The sequence below is a fragment of the Kushneria konosiri genome, from assembly GCF_002155145.1.
Taxonomy (GTDB): domain Bacteria; phylum Pseudomonadota; class Gammaproteobacteria; order Pseudomonadales; family Halomonadaceae; genus Kushneria; species Kushneria konosiri.
Genome location: NZ_CP021323.1, coordinates 2450456 through 2467122 on the forward strand (window position 1 = coordinate 2450456; position 16667 = coordinate 2467122).

Below are 16667 nucleotides of genomic sequence, written 5' to 3' on the forward strand. Positions count from 1 at the left end.
CACTGTCGGCACGGTTGTGCAAAGGGCAATCGTGCATGTTAACAGGCCTTTTTTGCCCGCACGTTGATGGCATAATCCCCGCCCAAAGCAGAGTGACTGCTCGGTCAGTCGCACCCGGTGCCTGACTTGCGCCGTGGTCGAGGTCGTTTCCCGTCTTCAAGGATGTCTGATGAAAACCCTGTTTCGCGCCTATCTCAAGGCCTCCCTGATTCTGCGCGTCACGCTGGCGCTGGTGCTGGGCGTACTGGCCGGTCTGTTTGGCGGTGAGTATGTGAGCTGGCTTTCGCCACTGGGCGATCTGCTGCTGCGTCTTCTGCAGTTTCTAATCGTGCCCATCGTGCTCTTTACCCTGATGGTGGGTATCAACCAGGCCGATGTGGGCAGCATGGGCCGAATCGGGCGCAAGGTGTTGCTCTATTACGTGGTAACCACGGCGCTGGCCATTGTGGTCGGGCTGGCGGTCGCGACGCTGTTCAACCCGGGGCAGGGCCTGACGCTCGATACCAGTGCCAGCGTCAGCGTGCCGGAAAATCCGGGGCTGGTGCAGGTGCTTTTGAACATTGTGCCCAGCAACATCGTCTCGGCCTTTGCCGAACCCAATCTGCTGGGGATTATATTTACCGCGGTGGTGTTTGGGCTGGCGCTATTGTTCATGCGATCCAGTGATGCCCAGCGCGAGATGGGCGATCACCTCTATCGTCTGCTGGAAGGGCTTAACGCCGTGACCATGAAGGTGATGGCCGGCGTGTTGCACGTGGTGCCGATCGGCGTGTTCGCCATTGTGGCCAATACGGTCAGCCAGCAGGGGCTTGAGACCATCCTGTCGCTGGGCAACATGGTGATGGTGCTCTATATCGCGCTTGGCGTGCATTTGCTGGTCTATTGCGTATTGATGAAGCTTTTTGGCGTGCGCCTGTGGGACTTTTTTCGCGAGGCCCGCACGCCAATGGCGACGGCCTTTGCCACCCAAAGCAGCACCGGTGTGCTGCCGCTGAGCCTTAACGCCGCCAGTCGCATGGGACTGCCGCAGTCGCTTTATGGTTTCAGCCTGCCGCTGGGGGCGACCATCAACATGGACGGCGCGGCGATTCGTATCGCCATCTCGGCAGTGTTTGCTGCCAATGTGATGGGCACGCCGCTGGACATCGCCACCATGGCCCAGATCGTGTTGATCGGCACGCTGATCTCGATCGGCACCGCCGGAGTGCCGGGCGCGGGCATCGTCATGATTGCGACCGTTTTCTCCCAGGTCGGTCTGCCAATCGAGACCGTGGCGCTTTTGACCTCGATCGATGCGCTGGTAGGCATGGGCTGTACCGCGCTCAACGTCACCGGGGACCTGGCCGGTACGGCGCTGATTGCGCGCAGCGAGCGCAGGAAGGATCGCAGCCGCTCCGGTCGGTCGACCCGATCGCCGGTTGATTCGGCCAAAAGGGAGCCGCGACTGTGACGGCCCTGAGTAGTGATTATCCGGGCGCCGACTATCTGATCATTGGTGCCGGCAGCATGGGGATGGCGACCGCTGACTGGCTGGCCCGACACAGCGATGCCCGCGTGCAGCTGCTGGATGCGTATTGTCCCCCCCATGAGCACGGCGCGCATCACGGCGAAACCCGTCTGCTGCGTCAGGCCTACGGTGAGGGCAGCAGCTATGTGCCGCTGGCCAAGCGTGCGCTGAAGCTCTGGAAACAGCTGGAAGAAGAGAGTGGCGAGACGCTTTTTCTGTCCACCGGCGTGCTCAACGTCGGCCCGCCCGGTGCGCCCTTTATTGATCAGGTCGAGGCCAGCGCCCGACAGCATGGCCTGGCGCTCGATAGTCTCTCCGGGGATCAGGTGTCAAGCCGCTGGCCCGGCTGGGCGCTGGAAGCCTCAATGCACGGCTGCTTCGAGCATGAGGCCGGCGTGTTGTTTGTCGAGCGCATCATTGCCTGCTGGCGAGCGCGCGTTGAGCAAAGCCCGCAGGTATCACTTGTCACCGGCGCGCAGGTGATCCGGCTTGAGGCCGGCGAGCAGAGCGGCTGGGTGGCGGTCTGTGCCGACGGCCGGCGCTTTGGCGCTGATCGCGTGCTGCTCTCCGGCGGTCAGCACATCGCGCCGCTGATGGCGGGGCTGGGCGTCGAGCTGCCGCTCACCCGGGTGCGCAAGACCTTTGCCTGGTATGAATGTGATGCGCGCTATGACACGGCGCACTTTCCTGGCTTCAGTCTGACCACGCCCTCAGGGGCGATCTATTACGGCTTTCCCGATATTGAGGGCGCTGGCTTCAAGATGGGACGTCACGACAGCGGCCAGCCGCTTGAAGCCGGTGAGGCGATGGCGCCCTTCGGCGAGCATGAGGATGATATTCGCGAGCTTCAGCAGGTGGTGGAGCGCTACTTCCCGGGCGTCGGTGCGCTGCGCGTTGGTGCGGTATGTCAGTACATCCGTACCCCCGATGAGCACTTTTTGATTGATGAGCCCTTGCCAGGGCTGCTCGTGGCCGGCGGCTTTTCCGGTCACGGCTTCAAGTTTGCAAGCGCGCTGGGCGAGGCGCTCGGGCTCTGGCTGGATCAAAAGCAGCGCCTGCCGGAGCTGGCCCTGTTCGGTCTGACGCGGTTTTCATCGTCACGGGAGGGCACGTCATGACCATTGCACCCTTTACGTCACTGATCTGCCCGCTGGACAGTGCGCCGCTGTCGCGTACTCATACCGGCTGGTGCTGCCCACAGGGCCACAGTTTTGATGTGTCGCGCCAGGGGCATGTCAATCTGCTGCCGGTTCAGAACAAGCGCTCCCGTGACCCGGGTGACAGCAAGCCCATGATCGCTGCGCGGCGGCGCTTTCTGGACGCCGGTCACTATCAAGGCATTGCCGAGGCAGTCAGTCGTCGGGTGCTCGCCCACGGCGCGGCCCACGAGGCGCTTGCCGTACTGGATGCCGGCTGCGGCGAAGGGTATTACCTGCGTGAACTGGCCCGGTCGGCTTCGGCCCGAAGGCTCTCCATGCTGGGGCTGGATATCTCCAAGTGGGCGGTGCAGGCCGCCGCCGGGCGTGACCGGCGCATGCAGTGGGTGGTGGGCAGCAATGCCGCGCTGCCGGTACCGGACCAGAGCCTGGATGTGGTGCTGTGCATGTTCGGGTTCCCGACGCCTGCCGAGTTTGCCCGCGTGCTAAAGCCCGGCGGACTGTTGCTGGAGGTCGAAGCCGGCCCCGACCACCTACGTGAGCTGCGCGAAATTATCTATCCAACGCTCAAGGCGCCCCGCGAAGCGCGTCAGGCGCCCGAGGCCGGTTTTGAAATCGACACTGTCGACTCCGTACGCCATGCCCGCACGCTGGACAGTCATGAGCAGATTCTTGATCTACTGGTGATGACGCCGCATCTCTACCGCGCCAGCGCCGAGGGGCGGGCGAAGGCCGAGGCGCTTGGCCATCTGGATATCACGGTCGAGGCGCAGCTCATTAGCAGCCTGCGCCTGTAGCACGCTTTCTTCTCTGGAAAGATGCCCTTCAAAACAGCGCACGCCCGGTCATGACCGGGCGTGCGCTGACGTTTCAGAGAGGCTCAGGCCTGCGTTTGATGATCTGGCTCAGGGCATCATGCCGGGCAGCATGCGCTGATAGAGATCAAACAGAATCCACAGCGTACCGCCGCACAAAATCACCAGAATCAGCACGGTGAAGAGAATCAGCAGCAGATCCTCGCGCTTGTTTTTGGCAAATGTAATGTGCATGAAAAAGCGCAGATGCACGATCACCTGAACCAGTGCGCAGATGCCAATCGTGATCCACAGCGTCATTTGCTTGATGTCGGTAAAGGCGACCAGGGCAAAGGGAATCAGCGTTAACACCAGTGCCAGCGCAAACCCCCAGACATAGCTGCGCTGCTCGGCCCTGCATTCGCGGGCTTCGTGTTCATCGAGTTGGCGTGCGCTCATGACAGCCCTCCCAGATAGACCAGTGAAAAGATGCCGATCCAGACGATGTCCAGGAAATGCCACAGGATCGCCAGGCGCAGGATGCCGGTTTTTACCGGTGCATCCAGACCGTGCACCGCCATCTGTCCCAGCAATGCCACAAGCCATATACAGGCACCGGTGACGTGCAGGCCGTGCAACGGCACCAGCGAGAAAAACGCCGACAGATAGCCGCTGCGGCTGGGTACGCCGCCCTTGTCGAACATGGTGTGGAAGTCCTTGAGCTCGAAAAACAGAAAGCCCACACCCAACAGCAGGGTCACGACCAGCCAGAACACCAGCCGGGACTTGTCTTCACGGTACTTGAGCGCCAGTGAGGCCATGCCGAAGGTGAAGCTGCTGGTCAGCAGCAGCATGGTTTCAATAAAGGCGCTTTTCATCTCGAAAAGCTCTTTGGGGCCCGGGCCGCCGGCCGTGCCACCGAGCATGGTGACGTAGGTGGCAAAGAGCAGGCCAAAGATGATCAGATCGCTCATCATGAACACCCAGAAGCCAAACACCATCTCTTCGCGGGTGTCCTCCTCCTGAGCGTGGGCGGCCCCCAGGTTGAGACCCGGATGGCGCGCGTACGACTCGGTATGATGGGCGTTGCGTTCGATACCACTGGCGTTCTGGAGGCTCATTGTACGGCGCCCTCGATCGGTGCCACGGGGAGGCCGTGGTTGGCGGTGGATTGCTCCTGTGAGCGCTTGATCGGTGTGGTGCGCCTGACCTGTTCCAGCCAGTGCTCGTGGGTACGCTGTACCTCCATGGCCGAAATGGTGCGTTTGGTATGACGCACAAAACCTCGAGCGATGATGGCCACCAGCGTTGCCAGTCCGGCGCCGATCACCAGCCACCACATGTGCCAGACCAGGCCAAAGGCCATCGCAAGGCCTGTGACTGCCATGATCACGCCCATGGCGCTGTTGGCCGGCATCTCGATATCAACGTATTGATCCGGTGCCTGCCAGCCCTGGCCACGGTCCTTCTCGGTCATGAAGGCGTCAATACTGTAGATCTCTGGCAGTACCGGGAAATTGTATTCCGGCGGCGGTGAGGAGACCGACCATTCAAGCGAGCGGCCATCCCAGGGGTCGCCGGCAAAGACATTATTGGCGTGGCGGTCGCGCACGCTTACCCACAGCTGGATCAAAAGACACAGCAGGGCGCACAGGATTACCAGTGCGCCGAGGCCGGCCGTAATGGTCCAGGGCAGATACTGGGGTTCGAGAAACGCCACCGAACGGCGCGGCATGCCCATCAGTCCCAGCACATAAAGCGGGAAGAAGGCGAGCATGAAGCCGATGATCCAGCAAAAGGCAGCCCGATAGCCCCAGCGCTCTTCAAGACGAAATCCAAACGCCTTGGGGAACCAGAAGTTGGTGGCGCTGAGCATGCCGAATAAAAGTCCGGGGATCAGCATGTTATGAAAGTGGGCGACCAGAAACAGCGAATTGTGTACCTGATAGTCCACGCTGGGGGTGGCCAGAATGACACCGGTCATGCCGCCGAGCACAAACAGCATGATAAAGCCGATGGCATAGACCATGGGGACCGAGAGTCGGATGCGCCCGCGATACATGGTCAGCATCCAGTCATAGACCTTAACGCCCGTGGGAATGCCGATCAGCATGGTGGCAATGCCAAAGGCGGCGTTAATGTGGGCGCTCTGACCCATGGTGAAAAAATGGTGCAGCCAGACGGTAAATGACAGCACCGCGATACACATGGTAGCTACCACCAGAATCCTGTAGCCGTAGATGCGCTTGCCGGAGAAGGTCGCAAACACCTCGGAGAAAATTCCGAAGGGCGGCAGGATCAGGATGTAGACCTCGGGGTGACCAAACGCCCAGAATAGATTGACGTAGTTCATCATGTTGCCACCCAGGTCGGTGGTGAACATGTGGAAATCAAGATAACGGTCCAGCGCCAGCAGGCCGGTGGCCACGGTCAGCGGCGGCATGCCGAAAATCATCAGAATCGCGGTACACAGCGCCGTCCAGGTAAACAGCGGCATGCGAAAGAGTTTCATGCCCGGGGCGCGTTTCTTGAAAATGGTGACGGCGAAATTGATGCCGGTCAGTGTGGAGGACAGCGTAGATAGCGTCACCGCCCAGATCCAGTAATCCACGCCGGCACCGGGGTTATAGGAAAGTTCGGTGAAGGGTGGATAGCCGGTCCAGCCGCCAATGGAAAACGGTGCCAGTACCAGCGAGATCATCACCAGTGCCGCGCCTGCGGCGGTCAATCCCAGGCTGACCTGATTGAGCACCGGAAAGGAGAGGTCTCGTGCGCCGATCTGCAGGGGCATGACATAGTTGATAATGCCGGTCAGAAACGGCATGGCCATGAAAAACACCATGATGGTGCCATGGGTGGTGAAAAGCTGACCGAAGTGCTCGGCCGTCAGAAAGCCACCGTCGAGCCCGACTGCCTGCTGGGCACGCATGAATACGGCCTCGATGATGGCACGGGCCAGCATGACCAGGGCGATCACGATGAACATGATGCCGATCTTTTTATGATCGGGGCTGGTAAACCACTCGGACCACAGATATTTCCACTTGCCAAGCCAGGTCACCAGCACAATGGCGGCCAGTGCGCCCAGCACTACCATGCCCGCGGCGCCGGTGGCGATAACGCCATTGATGATGGTCATGGCCGAGTGATCGCGGAGCATGCTCCAGAAGGGCAGGGCGTCCCAGCCGAGACGGCCGAATATCGAACTTGTGACATCACTCATGGCTGCGCCTCCTTGCGCTCATGAGAGGGCGACAGTGACTCGGGAGAAGACGATTTGTCGTTTGAGGGTGTCTGAACCACGCTGGTGCGAGTCGTGCCGAGTTGCGGTGGCGGCACGTCAATCGCTGACCAGTTGATCGGCGAGCCGGCCATGATGGTATGAAACAGGTCATCAGGTATCGGGAAAAAGCGAATGACGGCATCGGTATCACTCTTGTCGAGACCAAGGGCGCTTGCAACATCGCGGTTATCGCCCTTTTTCATGATGACCTCGTAGGCGTTCTGATCCAGCGGCTGGCCCTGCTGACGAGTGCGCTCGACAAAGTCATCAAAGGTTTTGGCGTCGACGGCGCGGGTGATAAAGCGCTGGCGATGAAAGCCCTCACCGTTGTATTGCATGTTCTTGCCTTCAAAGCGGCCGGGGTGGTCCGCCTCGAGATGCAGCCGGGTCATCATGCGGTTCATGACGTCGATCTGACTGCCCAGCGCCGGGATGAAAAAGGACTGCAGGACCGTGGCCGAGGTCAGCTCAAACGAGATCGGTCGGTTGGCGGGGATGACCAGCTGACCCATCGTGGCAATGCCCTGCTCGGGATAGATGAAAAGCCATTTCCAGTCATAGCCCACGACCTGTATCTCAAGCGGTGGCTGGTCGCTCGGGAGCGGGCGGTAGGGATCAAGCGCGTGGGTCTGACGCCAGATATACCCCCCATGACAGCCACGATCACGATCGGTACTGCCCACATGATGATGTCCAGCCAGCGAGACATGTCCCATTTCGGGCGGTAGACGGCATCGCCTCGATAACGGTAGCGCCACAGGATCAGAGGTGTTTGCAGGATCACCGGAATGATCACGATCATCACCAGCCCGACGATGACCCAGAAATGGTGCCGCTGTGCTTCCGCAATCGGCCCCTGCGGGTTCATGAATCCGGGCATGTGCTCGCTGCAGCCTGACAGCAATATCGGTGACATGACCAGAGGCCATGCTCTGTTGCGACGTAAGGGGGATCTTCCTTGTCCTGCCACGGACATATCTCCTCAATCCTTGATGCGAGATAGTTCGGTACACCTTGACGGCGCCTGGGTTCGGGGTCTCACTATAGCCAGGCATTGTCACTTAATCATTACTGAAAGTTACCCTTTGGCATTTTTTAGCCCCGCCGAGCCGTTTCAATGACAGAAAGGAAAGTGGAACCAATGATCAATCAGGATGATCGAGCGCACCTTGAGCGCTGCATAGTGTTGGCAGAAGAAGCCCTCGGGGCCGGAGATGATCCCTTTGGCAGCGTGCTGGTCAGCGGGGAGGGGCAGATACTGTGTGAAGCGAGAAACCGTGTGATCAGCGGTGATGCCACACGGCATCCGGAGCTTGTGCTGGCACAGTGGGCGGCTGCCCACATGAGCATCGAGGCGCGAGCGCAGGCAACGGTCTATACCTCCGGGGAACACTGTCCGATGTGTGCAGCAGCCCATGCCTGGGCCGGGCTTGGGCGCATCGTGTTTATCAGCTCATCCCGTCAGCTTGGTGAATGGCTGGTACAGTTCGGTGCGCAGGCGTCACCCGTGAGTATGCTGTCTATCCACGAGGTGGCGCCCTATGTGATGGTAGAGGGGCCGGTAACGGCGATGGTCGATGCCGTCCGGGAGCTGCATGAACGCCGTCACCAGAGCGCCACTAAAAGAGTGCTGCCGATGACGGGCTCCTTCGAGCGTTAGCTTCGCTTGTCCAGCAGCTGGGCTTTCAGCTTGTCGGGCACCTTTTTGATGATCAGCCGATCCTGAGCCTCGTTGTACTCGATGCTGTCGCCGAGCAGGTGCGAGTCAAAGCTGATCGACATGCCGCCGGCGCGGCCGGTAAAGCGTCGAAACTGCTGCAGGGTACGCTTGTCCGGCGGGATTTCCGGTGAGAGGCCGTAGTCCTTGTTGCGGATATAGTCGTAAAAGGCGTCCGGTCGCTCATCGTCCACCAGGCTTGAAAACTCTTCAAGCGTGATCGACTCCCCCCGTTTTGACTGATCGCTGGCGTAGTCGATCACGGCGTCGGTCTTTTCACGACTCTGCACTTCATCCATCGACTCGTTTTCAACGTAGTCACTGAAGGCCTTGAGCAGTGTGCGGGTTTCGCTGGTAGCGTCCACGCCTTCGACACAGCCCAGAAGGGCCTGAAAATCCTCGCTGAGCTTCTTACCGCCGCGGTCGCGGGTGAAGGCGATGTATTGTTTTGACTGGCCGGTCTGCCACTGGGTCAGGTCGATGCGCACGGCCAGGGTCATCTGGCTCAGATTGAGCTGACGGCCTGTCGTGACATTGCCCTGTTCATCAAGCGTGAAGCCTTCCCGATAGTGTAAAAGCGCGACCGTCAGGAACTCGGCTTCGCCCTGTCTGGCGTGAACAAACAGTAGTGGCCCGCCGGTGGGGAGATGCTCATCGATCAGCGCTCGAAAACCGTCAGCGGCCTGCCGCGTCAATTCGACAAAATCGAGATGGCCGGCCAGATACTTGCTCAGGTTATGGGCAAGAGCAGTCGCGGTCTGCTCATCGCTGAAATGGCCCCAGCCCTTGGTCTTGCCATTGAAGGTGGCATTGAACTGGTTGAGCAGGGCATCCATGGCCTGCGAGTCTGCCATCGGCGCCGGAGCGGGGTTCAGAGTGGTGCTCTGATCGTCAGCGGATTTGTCGAGGTAATGGACGATGCTTTGAACAATCGGCATGACAGTTATCCGGCAGAAAATGTGGCGCGATGATAACGCGCCGGACGGCTTAAAGGCAGCGCCATGACTTGTCGCCGGTATCGGGAGACGCCATGATCGACGCATGAAAATATTCGATATGCGTGATTACTGTCGCGAGGATTTCGACGCCCTGGCGAGCCTTTACCAGCGCAGCAAGGGCGATGAATTTCGTTTCGAGTCCGGCTGGCCCGAGCGCTTCCCGGTTATACCGTTACCTTGTGATGAGCATCGTCTAAAGGCTTTCAGTAATGCCAGCGCATTGGTATTGCCGGCTGAGAAGGGACTGGCTGGCGCCATTTACTGGCAAGGGGGCCACATTGTCGGGCTGCTGGTAGATCCGTCATCAAGGGGCATGGGGCTTGGGCGAGCCATGGTGCGTGAAGTGCTTGGTCGAATGGAGGAGACGGCTACCCTGGAGGTGGTGGCATCCAATAGACCGGCTGTCAGGCTTTATGAGTCTCTGGGATTTTGGCGAGTCGGCCCTCGCGACAGAGCGTATCAGGGCGTACCTGTAACGGTACTCATGATGAAATGCCCTCTGTCCGAGCGCCTCTGAGCATCGGAGTTCCATGCCAGAGACCGGGCTTTTGCCCTGCCCTGAGCGAGGCAGGCTTTCGTGGCCTGGGTGATATCAATGCCTGTACGTCACGTCATCCTGGTAGGCGGCAGTACTGTGAATCCGGTGATGCGTCAGTTCGGCGCGATTTTGATCCATTGCCGAAGATGAGGAGGTGCCGACGAAAACCATACCGTAGACGAGCACTGTTGCGCTGATCATCGCAATGCATTTATCCATCAATATCATGATTGTGTCCCGATGTTGAAGTCCTGAAAACCTTGTTCAGACTGCAGGGATATCGTGACGCTTTAATGACAGGGTCAATCCGGTGAAAAGGGCATTTTTGCTCAGGTATTTTGTCAGGATGCCGCCCGGAGTCGTCTTTCTGGTCTATACCTCAACGTGAGTGCCATATTTTTAATGCCACCGTAAGATTTACTTTCGGTGTGTTCTTCCATGGAAGGAGGCCAGTTCATGTCACGTTTTTCCCGTCTTAATCGCACCGGTGCCCTGATGCTTGCAGCGGTTCTGGGGGCCACAACGCTATCAGCCTGTACCACCACCAGTCCTTCCGATCGTCAGAGCCCGATGGCTCAGCGCGCCGAGCTGGATCAAAGTGTTCAGGAGACGCTTGATCGTCTCTACCGCACGGCCCCTCAGTCCCGTAGCCTTGTGCAGGAAGCAAAGGGCGTACTGGTCTTTCCGGGCGTGCTGGGCGCCAGTTTCGTGTTCGGGGCCAGTCACGGCGATGGTCAGCTGCTCATTGATGGATCAAGGGCCGGTTACTACACCACCACCAGCGGCTCGGTCGGCTTTCAGGCCGGGGCCCAGTCTCAGGCGGTGGTCTATCTGTTGATGACGGATCGGGCGCTCAATCGCGTTCGCAGTGACAACGGCTGGTCCATCGGGGCCAATGCCGGCGTTGCCGTGGCTGATATCGGCGCCAACGGGCAGATCACCAACAATACGGCCAACCAGGAAGTCGTCGCCTTTGTCATGAACAACCGGGGCATTCAGGGTGGGGTGTCACTGGAGGGTGCAAAGATTTCCAAGGTTAATCCGTAAGGGCGGTTTTGGCCGGCATAAAAAAACCCACCAGCCGGTGGGTTTTTTATAAACGCCGATTGACTCAGGCCGTCTCGGGCAGCTCGGCGTTATGGTAGACGTTTTGTACGTCATCCAGATCATTGAGCATGCCCAGAAACTTCTCGAGCTGGGCAACGTCGTCGCCCTCGACCGGGGTCATGGTCTGCGGCACGAACTGAATTTCGTCGGCTTCGAATTCCATCTCGCCGAAGGCGTCCAAAAGCGCCTGCTTGGCCTTGGCATACTCGGTATGTGGGGCAAAGACCGTGAGGTGACCCTCTTCGTTTTCGATGTCGGCGACATCAACGTCGGCTTCCATCAGCGCTTCAAGAACGGCGTCTTCATCTTCGCCCTTGAAGGACAAAATGGCGCTGTGATCGAACATGTGACTGACGCTGCCGGGGGTGCCAATCTTGGATTTCGTCTTGGTGAACACACCGCGAACGTCACCAAAGGTGCGGTTGGGATTGTCGGTCAGACACTCCACGATCACCATGCAGTTACCGGGACCAAAGCCTTCGTAGCGCGCCGGCGAGAAGTCTTCACCGCCTACGCCACTGGCCTTGTCGAGTGCCTTGTCGATGACATGCGACGGCACCTGATCCTTCTTCGCCCGCTCGATCAGGCCGCGCAGCGTCAGATTGCCTGACGGGTCAGTGCCGCCTGACTTGGCGCAGACATAGATTTCACGTCCATATTTGCTGTAGACCTTGGTCTTGGCGTCGGCCGTCTTGGCCATGGATTCCTTGCGGTTCTGGAAAGCCCTGCCCATATCGAATTCCGTTCCTTGATTACCATTATGAGACGATTTTACTGTAACCCCGAAGGGGGCGAATAGCGTTATTTGAAACGACCCGCTTTGGCGCTTGAAAGTGGACGTCTCACGGATATTGCGTAGCGGCTCTGTTATGCTGCGCGCCCTGCACTCATTGCCTGGCATGACGGGCAGTCTCTTCTTTATACAGCCTACAAGGATTTGTCCTCATGTCGAACGACGCTGCGTCCAAAGATTTTGCGTCGCTGGCTCTACCATCTGAACTGGCGGGTAATCTGACAACGCTTGGGTATCACGTCATGACCCCCATTCAGGCCGAAAGCCTGCCGCTGATGCTGGACGGACGCGATGTGATCGGGCGCGGTCGTACCGGCTCGGGCAAGACAGCAGCGTTCGGTCTGGGTCTGCTGGCACGCCTGGACGTGAAGCGCTTTTGCATACAGACGCTGGTGCTATGCCCCACGCGCGAACTGGCCGACCAGGTAGGCGAGGAGATTCGGCGTCTTGCCCGTGGCTGCCATAACGTCAAGGTGCTCACCCTGTGCGGCGGCGTACCGATCGGGCCGCAGCGGGAGTCCCTGTCTCATGGTGCCCATATCATCGTGGGCACGCCCGGTCGGGTAGAGGATCATCTGAAGCGCGGCTCGCTGAGTCTTGAGGCGCTGAACGTGCTGGTGCTCGATGAAGCCGATCGAATGCTCGACATGGGCTTTCAGGAGGCGCTGGATGCCATCATCGAGGCCGCACCGCGCCGGCGTCAGACACTGCTGTTCAGCGCGACGTGGAGCGAGTCTCTGGCGCCGGTCGCGGCCAGGGTCATGCAGGATCCTGTCACCATTGAGGTCGATACGGATCACGATGAACAGAGCATCCATCAGCATTTTTATGCCGTCGAGGATGACGCGGCGCGTCTTGAGGCCTTGAGGCGGCTGTTGCTCAAGTATCGGCCGGTGTCCAGCGTGGTGTTTTGTAATACCCGACGCGAAGTGCAAATGGTCAGCGATGCGCTCAACGACCATGGCTTTGATGCGGCCGCACTGCATGGCGATATGGAGCAGCGTGATCGCGACCGCACTCTGATTCTGCTGGCCAACGGCAGTATCTCGGTGCTGGTGGCAACCGATGTGGCCGCGCGCGGGCTCGATATCGACGCGCTCGATGCCGTCTTCAACTATCAGCTGGCCCATGACCTGGAAACCCATGTTCATCGCATCGGGCGTACCGGACGTGCCGGCGGACGGGGCTCGGCCCACAGCCTGGTGGGGCCACGCGAGCGCGGACGCCTGTCTCTGTTCGAGGCGCAGCAGGAGAGCCCTGTGACACTGGAGGCGCTGCCGGAATCGAGCGTTCTGTCACGCACACCCTTCAAGCCCATGATGGCGACGCTGATGATCGATGCCGGCAAGAAGCAAAAGATTCGCCCGGGCGATATCGTGGGGGCATTGACCGGTGAGGCCGGAATCAGCGCCGACCGGGTTGGAAAGATCAAGGTGCTCGAGCGCAGTGCCTTTTTGGCCGTTCACCGTGAGGTGGCCGACGCCGCGCTGATCCATTTGAACAATGGACGCCTGAAGGGGCGCAGCTTTCGCGCCCGCCGGGTATCGCGCTGATGGTCGATATCAGTTATGGATCATGTACGTGGCGTTTGGATACGGTCATCATGAAGATTGTGCCAGACTGATCATGACAGGAGTGGACAAAGAGGTCGCATGAAAATTCCCAAACGATTACAGCCACTGGTAGATGATGGGCTGATCGATGAGATCGTGTTTCAGCTGCAAAGTGGCAAGGAAGCGCAGGTATACGTCGTGCGTTGTGGCAGCGAGCTGCGCTGCGCCAAGATCTTCAAGGAGGCCAGCAAGCGCAGTTTCAAGCAGGCCGTGCAGTATCAGGAAGGGCGGCAGGTGCGTAACAGCCGCCGGGCCCGTGCCATGTCCAAGAAAACGCGCTACGGCCAGCGCGAGCAGGAGTCTGCCTGGCTCAATGCCGAGGTGGATGCCCTGTACCGGCTGTCCAGCGCTGGTGTTCGCGTGCCCGAGCCTCATGGTTTCGTCGATGGTGTTCTGCTCATGGAGATGATTGTCGATGAGGAGGGTGGGCCTGCGCCGCGTCTTGATGATGTCAAACTGAGTGAAGAGCAGGCCATCGAATATCACCACCGCATCGTGGTGGACGTGGCTCGCATGCTGAGTGCCGGTCTGGTCCACGGGGATCTGTCGGAATTCAACGTGCTGGTCGGGCGCGAGGGGCCGGTGATCATCGATCTGCCTCAGGCGGTGGATGCTGCCGGCAACAATAACGCCTCACGCATGCTGCTGCGCGATGTCGACAACATGCGTCGCAGTTTTGGACGCTATGCGCCGTCGCTTTTGAACACCGATTACGGGCTGGAAATCTGGTCACTCTATGAGGCCGGCGAACTCTATCCCGACTATCCGTTGACCGGCACCTTTGACCGTGACAATGCCAGCGTGGATGTCAGCGATCTGCTGGAAGTCATCGAGGACGTGCGCGAAGAGGAGCAGGAGCGCCGGCGTCGCGAGCAGGAACAGGATGAGGAGGATCGCGACCTTAGTCAGTAAGGGTGTTGAATGGCACCTCCGGTGTCGTGTGCGTGTGCAGCAGGGACGTCATGGCGTCCTCGCTGACCGGACGACTGAAGTGATAGCCCTGTAAGGTGTGGGCCCCCAGCTCACACATGATGCTGGCGACCTCGGGGGTTTCAATGCCTTCTGCCGTGACCGCCAGTCCGCAGGCCTGTGCAATCTGAATAATGGCCCGCACGATCGTGATATCCCGCCCCGAGTGTTCCTCGGCAAGCTTGAGCACAAAGCTCTTGTCAATCTTGAGAATATCCAGCGGCATCCACTGCAGATAGCTCAGTGCGCTATAGCCGGTACCAAAGTCATCGAGCGCCAGCCTCACGCCCAGCTGGCGTAGCCTGGCGAGCCGGTCCAGGACTGGTTTTTCAGCACTGATATAAAGGCTTTCCGTAATTTCGAGAATCAGGCAGCCTGCCGGCAAATCGCTTGCCTCCAGCGCTTGGATGACGTGGCTGACGAAGGCTTCTTCTCGTAGCTGAACCGGTGACACATTGATCGAAATGCTTTGAAAGCTTTCATGAGTGCGTCGCCACCGGGCAGCGGTATGGATGACGTCGTGGAGCATCTGTCGGCCGACTTCGCGGATCAGCCCCTGTTCCTCCATATAGGGAATGAACTCGGCAGGTCCCGGCGTATCCGGTGCCTGCCAGCGCAGTAGTGCTTCTGCGCCCACGATGTTGCGGTTGCGCGAGACAATGGGCTGGAAAAAGGGCACAAATTCCCGGCGGGCCACGCCCTGTCGAACGCGCAGGGCAAGTTGCTTGCGCCGCTCGAGCTGATCGGCGATATCGGCATCAAAGCGGCGCAGGCTGCTGCTGCCCCGCTCGCGGACATGACTCAGGGCGGTATCGGCGGCGTAAAAGAGGGCATGGCCGTCGCTGGCGTCTTCCGGGTAGACCGCAAGCCCTGCGCTGAAATCCGGATCGATACGATAGTGATCCAGCATCAAGGGCTGTGTTAGATCGGCCAGCAGGTCCTGGGCAACGATCATGGCATGGTCGGTATCGATCAAGGGCATGAGCAGGACGAACTCATCGCTTCCAAGGCGTGCAACGCTACGACTCAACGGTTCGCTTTCAAGGCGACGTGCGATCTCGAACAGATAACGATCGGCGATTTCATGCCCATATTCCTCGTTGATCTCGCCAAATCCAGCCAGGTCGATATACAAAAGTGCCAACGGTCGCAAATCGATGGCGATGGTTTCAAGGTCACGGAAGAAGGCGGCCCGGTTCAGGGCACCCGTGAGCACATCGCGCCATGCCATGCGCTCGATCGCCTGGCGATCACGCTCGCTTTTATAGATGTGAGCCAGCTCTCGCACCAGTGCCAGTGTCATCTCCTGACTGAACACCGGATCGTCATCTTCCTGACAGGCAAAAAGCTCTACCGCGCCCATGGCCTGTTCACCGATGCCGATGCTGCAGATAAAACGCCTGGCCATGGCCTCCGGCCAGCGTTTCTCTGGAGTAGTACGCTCATCGAGCGTGAACTCAAGGGGATGTGCCTGATCAAGCCATGCCTGAGCCGAAGCGGTCAGGCTGTACCCGGGACGGGTCAGCGGATGTTTACCGTCATACAGGGCCGACACGCGAACGGGTGGGGTGATGTTGTCGAAGGGCTCATAGACGACGCGGCAATGACGCCAGCCCGTATGTGTCAGAATCGCTTTCAAGGCTTCCTGAGTGGCCTGGCGAAGACGCATGCTGCCATGTGTCTGGGTGGTTACCTGTGAGATGGCCTGAAGTTTCAGCTGCTCGCGATAAAGACGCCGAGAGCTGACGTCGGCAGCCTGTTCGGCGGCATGGCGGGCCTGTCGCTCGCGAGCGAGCTGTCTTTTCAGGCGTTCGATAGTATCAGACGAGCTTTCCGGACGTGGTGTTTTCATCGGCTTGTGATACGAAAAAGGCAGTGCTTGTCACCGCGTTGGTGATCCTTGACATGGTCGATCCCGACGGTGTCGTTGAAAGGGTTGCAGCAGCCCTGCGTCCGTCCGTGAGCAGGCGCCCGAAGGCTACATGACGGGCGATATTCCATTATTGTGCTGTTGTTGAACATATTGAAACATTGCCTCACACATCTTGTCTCTCCTCTTATCGGCTTGTTAATGGGCATCTCAAGGCTGATCGGCATTAAAAGATGTATTTGGGCTCGCGACAGCCTCGGGATCGTGCCACTGCAACATTGAAGTTTTCATGTCATGAGAACTTGTCTTTCTTCTTAAGGT

15 protein-coding genes are annotated in these 16667 nt (G+C 59.2%); 8 read left to right on the plus strand and 7 right to left on the minus strand.

Going from position 1 to position 16667, the window contains the following annotated elements:
• Positions 1 to 169: 169 nt before the first annotated feature.
• Genes B9G99_RS11330 through B9G99_RS11340 form a run of 3 tightly spaced genes read left to right on the plus strand, consistent with a single transcriptional unit; the run spans position 170 to position 3461 of the window.
• Positions 170 to 1450, plus strand: coding sequence for a dicarboxylate/amino acid:cation symporter (locus tag B9G99_RS11330; RefSeq protein ID WP_086622253.1), 1281 nt, complete (start codon positions 170 to 172; stop codon positions 1448 to 1450).
• A complete protein-coding gene (solA, locus tag B9G99_RS11335; RefSeq protein ID WP_086622254.1) occupies positions 1447 to 2625 on the plus strand; it encodes an N-methyl-L-tryptophan oxidase in 1179 nt (392 codons plus the stop codon). Before B9G99_RS11330 ends, solA begins: the two co-directional genes overlap by 4 nt.
• Positions 2622 to 3461: a putative RNA methyltransferase gene (locus tag B9G99_RS11340; protein WP_086622255.1), complete on the plus strand. Its 840-nt coding sequence runs from the start codon at positions 2622 to 2624 to the stop codon at positions 3459 to 3461. The genes solA and B9G99_RS11340 overlap by 4 nt, the downstream gene beginning before the upstream one ends.
• A gap of 108 nt (positions 3462 to 3569) precedes the next feature.
• Here the strand turns inward: B9G99_RS11340 and cyoD are convergent, their stop codons facing one another.
• From cyoD to B9G99_RS11360, 4 genes are read right to left on the minus strand one after another with little or no spacing between them, the layout of a single operon-like run.
• Entirely contained in the window at positions 3570 to 3917 is a 348-nt protein-coding gene (gene cyoD, locus B9G99_RS11345) for a cytochrome o ubiquinol oxidase subunit IV (protein WP_086622256.1), read from the minus strand.
• Positions 3914 to 4579 carry a cytochrome c oxidase subunit 3 gene (locus tag B9G99_RS11350; RefSeq protein ID WP_086622257.1) on the minus strand — a complete coding sequence of 222 codons (666 nt, stop codon included), beginning with the start codon at positions 4577 to 4579 and terminating at the stop codon, positions 3914 to 3916. Before B9G99_RS11350 ends, cyoD begins: the two co-directional genes overlap by 4 nt.
• Positions 4576 to 6681: a cbb3-type cytochrome c oxidase subunit I gene (locus B9G99_RS11355; RefSeq protein WP_086622258.1), complete on the minus strand. Its 2106-nt coding sequence runs from the start codon at positions 6679 to 6681 to the stop codon at positions 4576 to 4578. Before B9G99_RS11355 ends, B9G99_RS11350 begins: the two co-directional genes overlap by 4 nt.
• Positions 6678 to 7424: a cytochrome ubiquinol oxidase subunit II family protein gene (locus B9G99_RS11360; RefSeq protein WP_158521491.1), complete on the minus strand. Its 747-nt coding sequence runs from the start codon at positions 7422 to 7424 to the stop codon at positions 6678 to 6680. Before B9G99_RS11360 ends, B9G99_RS11355 begins: the two co-directional genes overlap by 4 nt.
• A gap of 458 nt (positions 7425 to 7882) precedes the next feature.
• Here B9G99_RS11360 and B9G99_RS11365 point away from each other — a divergent pair, with 458 nt between their 5' ends.
• On the plus strand, positions 7883 to 8401 hold the full coding sequence (locus B9G99_RS11365; protein WP_086622260.1) for a nucleoside deaminase: 519 nt from the start codon (positions 7883 to 7885) through the stop codon (positions 8399 to 8401).
• On the opposite strand, the gene yejK is transcribed toward B9G99_RS11365, so the two are convergent.
• Positions 8398 to 9396 carry a nucleoid-associated protein YejK gene (yejK, locus tag B9G99_RS11370; protein WP_086622261.1) on the minus strand — a complete coding sequence of 333 codons (999 nt, stop codon included), beginning with the start codon at positions 9394 to 9396 and terminating at the stop codon, positions 8398 to 8400. The two genes, B9G99_RS11365 and yejK, sit on opposite strands and share 4 nt — an antisense overlap.
• A gap of 103 nt (positions 9397 to 9499) precedes the next feature.
• Here yejK and B9G99_RS11375 point away from each other — a divergent pair, with 103 nt between their 5' ends.
• Both B9G99_RS11375 and B9G99_RS11380 read left to right on the plus strand, forming a co-directional pair.
• Positions 9500 to 9973 (plus strand): GNAT family N-acetyltransferase, encoded by a 474-nt coding sequence (locus tag B9G99_RS11375; RefSeq protein WP_086622262.1) that lies wholly within the window; start codon positions 9500 to 9502, stop codon positions 9971 to 9973.
• Positions 9974 to 10450: 477 nt separating this feature from the next.
• The gene (locus B9G99_RS11380; RefSeq protein WP_086622263.1) at positions 10451 to 11041 is read left to right on the plus strand and encodes a BPSL1445 family SYLF domain-containing lipoprotein; all 591 of its coding nucleotides are present in this window, start codon (positions 10451 to 10453) and stop codon (positions 11039 to 11041) included.
• A gap of 64 nt (positions 11042 to 11105) precedes the next feature.
• Here the strand turns inward: B9G99_RS11380 and B9G99_RS11385 are convergent, their stop codons facing one another.
• The gene (locus B9G99_RS11385; protein ID WP_086622264.1) at positions 11106 to 11834 is read right to left on the minus strand and encodes a YebC/PmpR family DNA-binding transcriptional regulator; all 729 of its coding nucleotides are present in this window, start codon (positions 11832 to 11834) and stop codon (positions 11106 to 11108) included.
• A 212-nt stretch (positions 11835 to 12046) separates the two neighbouring features.
• On the opposite strand from B9G99_RS11385, the gene dbpA reads away from it, so the two are divergent.
• Entirely contained in the window at positions 12047 to 13447 is a 1401-nt protein-coding gene (gene dbpA / locus B9G99_RS11390; RefSeq protein ID WP_086622265.1) for an ATP-dependent RNA helicase DbpA, read from the plus strand.
• Between the two features lie 99 nt (positions 13448 to 13546).
• Positions 13547 to 14419 carry a PA4780 family RIO1-like protein kinase gene (locus tag B9G99_RS11395; RefSeq protein WP_086622266.1) on the plus strand — a complete coding sequence of 291 codons (873 nt, stop codon included), beginning with the start codon at positions 13547 to 13549 and terminating at the stop codon, positions 14417 to 14419.
• Here B9G99_RS11395 and B9G99_RS11400 read toward each other — a convergent pair.
• Positions 14409 to 16328, minus strand: a complete 1920-nt coding sequence (locus B9G99_RS11400; protein WP_086622267.1) for a putative bifunctional diguanylate cyclase/phosphodiesterase — start codon at positions 16326 to 16328, stop codon at positions 14409 to 14411. The two genes, B9G99_RS11395 and B9G99_RS11400, sit on opposite strands and share 11 nt — an antisense overlap.
• Positions 16329 to 16667: the final 339 nt, after the last annotated feature.

What these genes read in the sequence shown, in the direction of transcription:
- B9G99_RS11330 (WP_086622253.1), top strand. Translation starts at nt 170, where the DNA reads ATGAAAACCCTGTTTCGCGCCTATCTCAAGGCCTCCCTGATTCTGCGC.
- yejK (WP_086622261.1), bottom strand. Translation starts at nt 9,396, where the DNA reads ATGCCGATTGTTCAAAGCATCGTCCATTACCTCGACAAATCCGCTGAC.
- B9G99_RS11365 (WP_086622260.1), top strand. Translation starts at nt 7,883, where the DNA reads ATGATCAATCAGGATGATCGAGCGCACCTTGAGCGCTGCATAGTGTTG.
- B9G99_RS11355 (WP_086622258.1), bottom strand. Translation starts at nt 6,681, where the DNA reads ATGAGTGATGTCACAAGTTCGATATTCGGCCGTCTCGGCTGGGACGCC.
- B9G99_RS11340 (WP_086622255.1), top strand. Translation starts at nt 2,622, where the DNA reads ATGACCATTGCACCCTTTACGTCACTGATCTGCCCGCTGGACAGTGCG.
- dbpA (WP_086622265.1), top strand. Translation starts at nt 12,047, where the DNA reads ATGTCGAACGACGCTGCGTCCAAAGATTTTGCGTCGCTGGCTCTACCA.
- B9G99_RS11350 (WP_086622257.1), bottom strand. Translation starts at nt 4,579, where the DNA reads ATGAGCCTCCAGAACGCCAGTGGTATCGAACGCAACGCCCATCATACC.
- cyoD (WP_086622256.1), bottom strand. Translation starts at nt 3,917, where the DNA reads ATGAGCGCACGCCAACTCGATGAACACGAAGCCCGCGAATGCAGGGCC.
- B9G99_RS11375 (WP_086622262.1), top strand. Translation starts at nt 9,500, where the DNA reads ATGAAAATATTCGATATGCGTGATTACTGTCGCGAGGATTTCGACGCC.
- B9G99_RS11380 (WP_086622263.1), top strand. Translation starts at nt 10,451, where the DNA reads ATGTCACGTTTTTCCCGTCTTAATCGCACCGGTGCCCTGATGCTTGCA.
- B9G99_RS11385 (WP_086622264.1), bottom strand. Translation starts at nt 11,834, where the DNA reads ATGGGCAGGGCTTTCCAGAACCGCAAGGAATCCATGGCCAAGACGGCC.
- B9G99_RS11400 (WP_086622267.1), bottom strand. Translation starts at nt 16,328, where the DNA reads ATGAAAACACCACGTCCGGAAAGCTCGTCTGATACTATCGAACGCCTG.
- B9G99_RS11395 (WP_086622266.1), top strand. Translation starts at nt 13,547, where the DNA reads ATGAAAATTCCCAAACGATTACAGCCACTGGTAGATGATGGGCTGATC.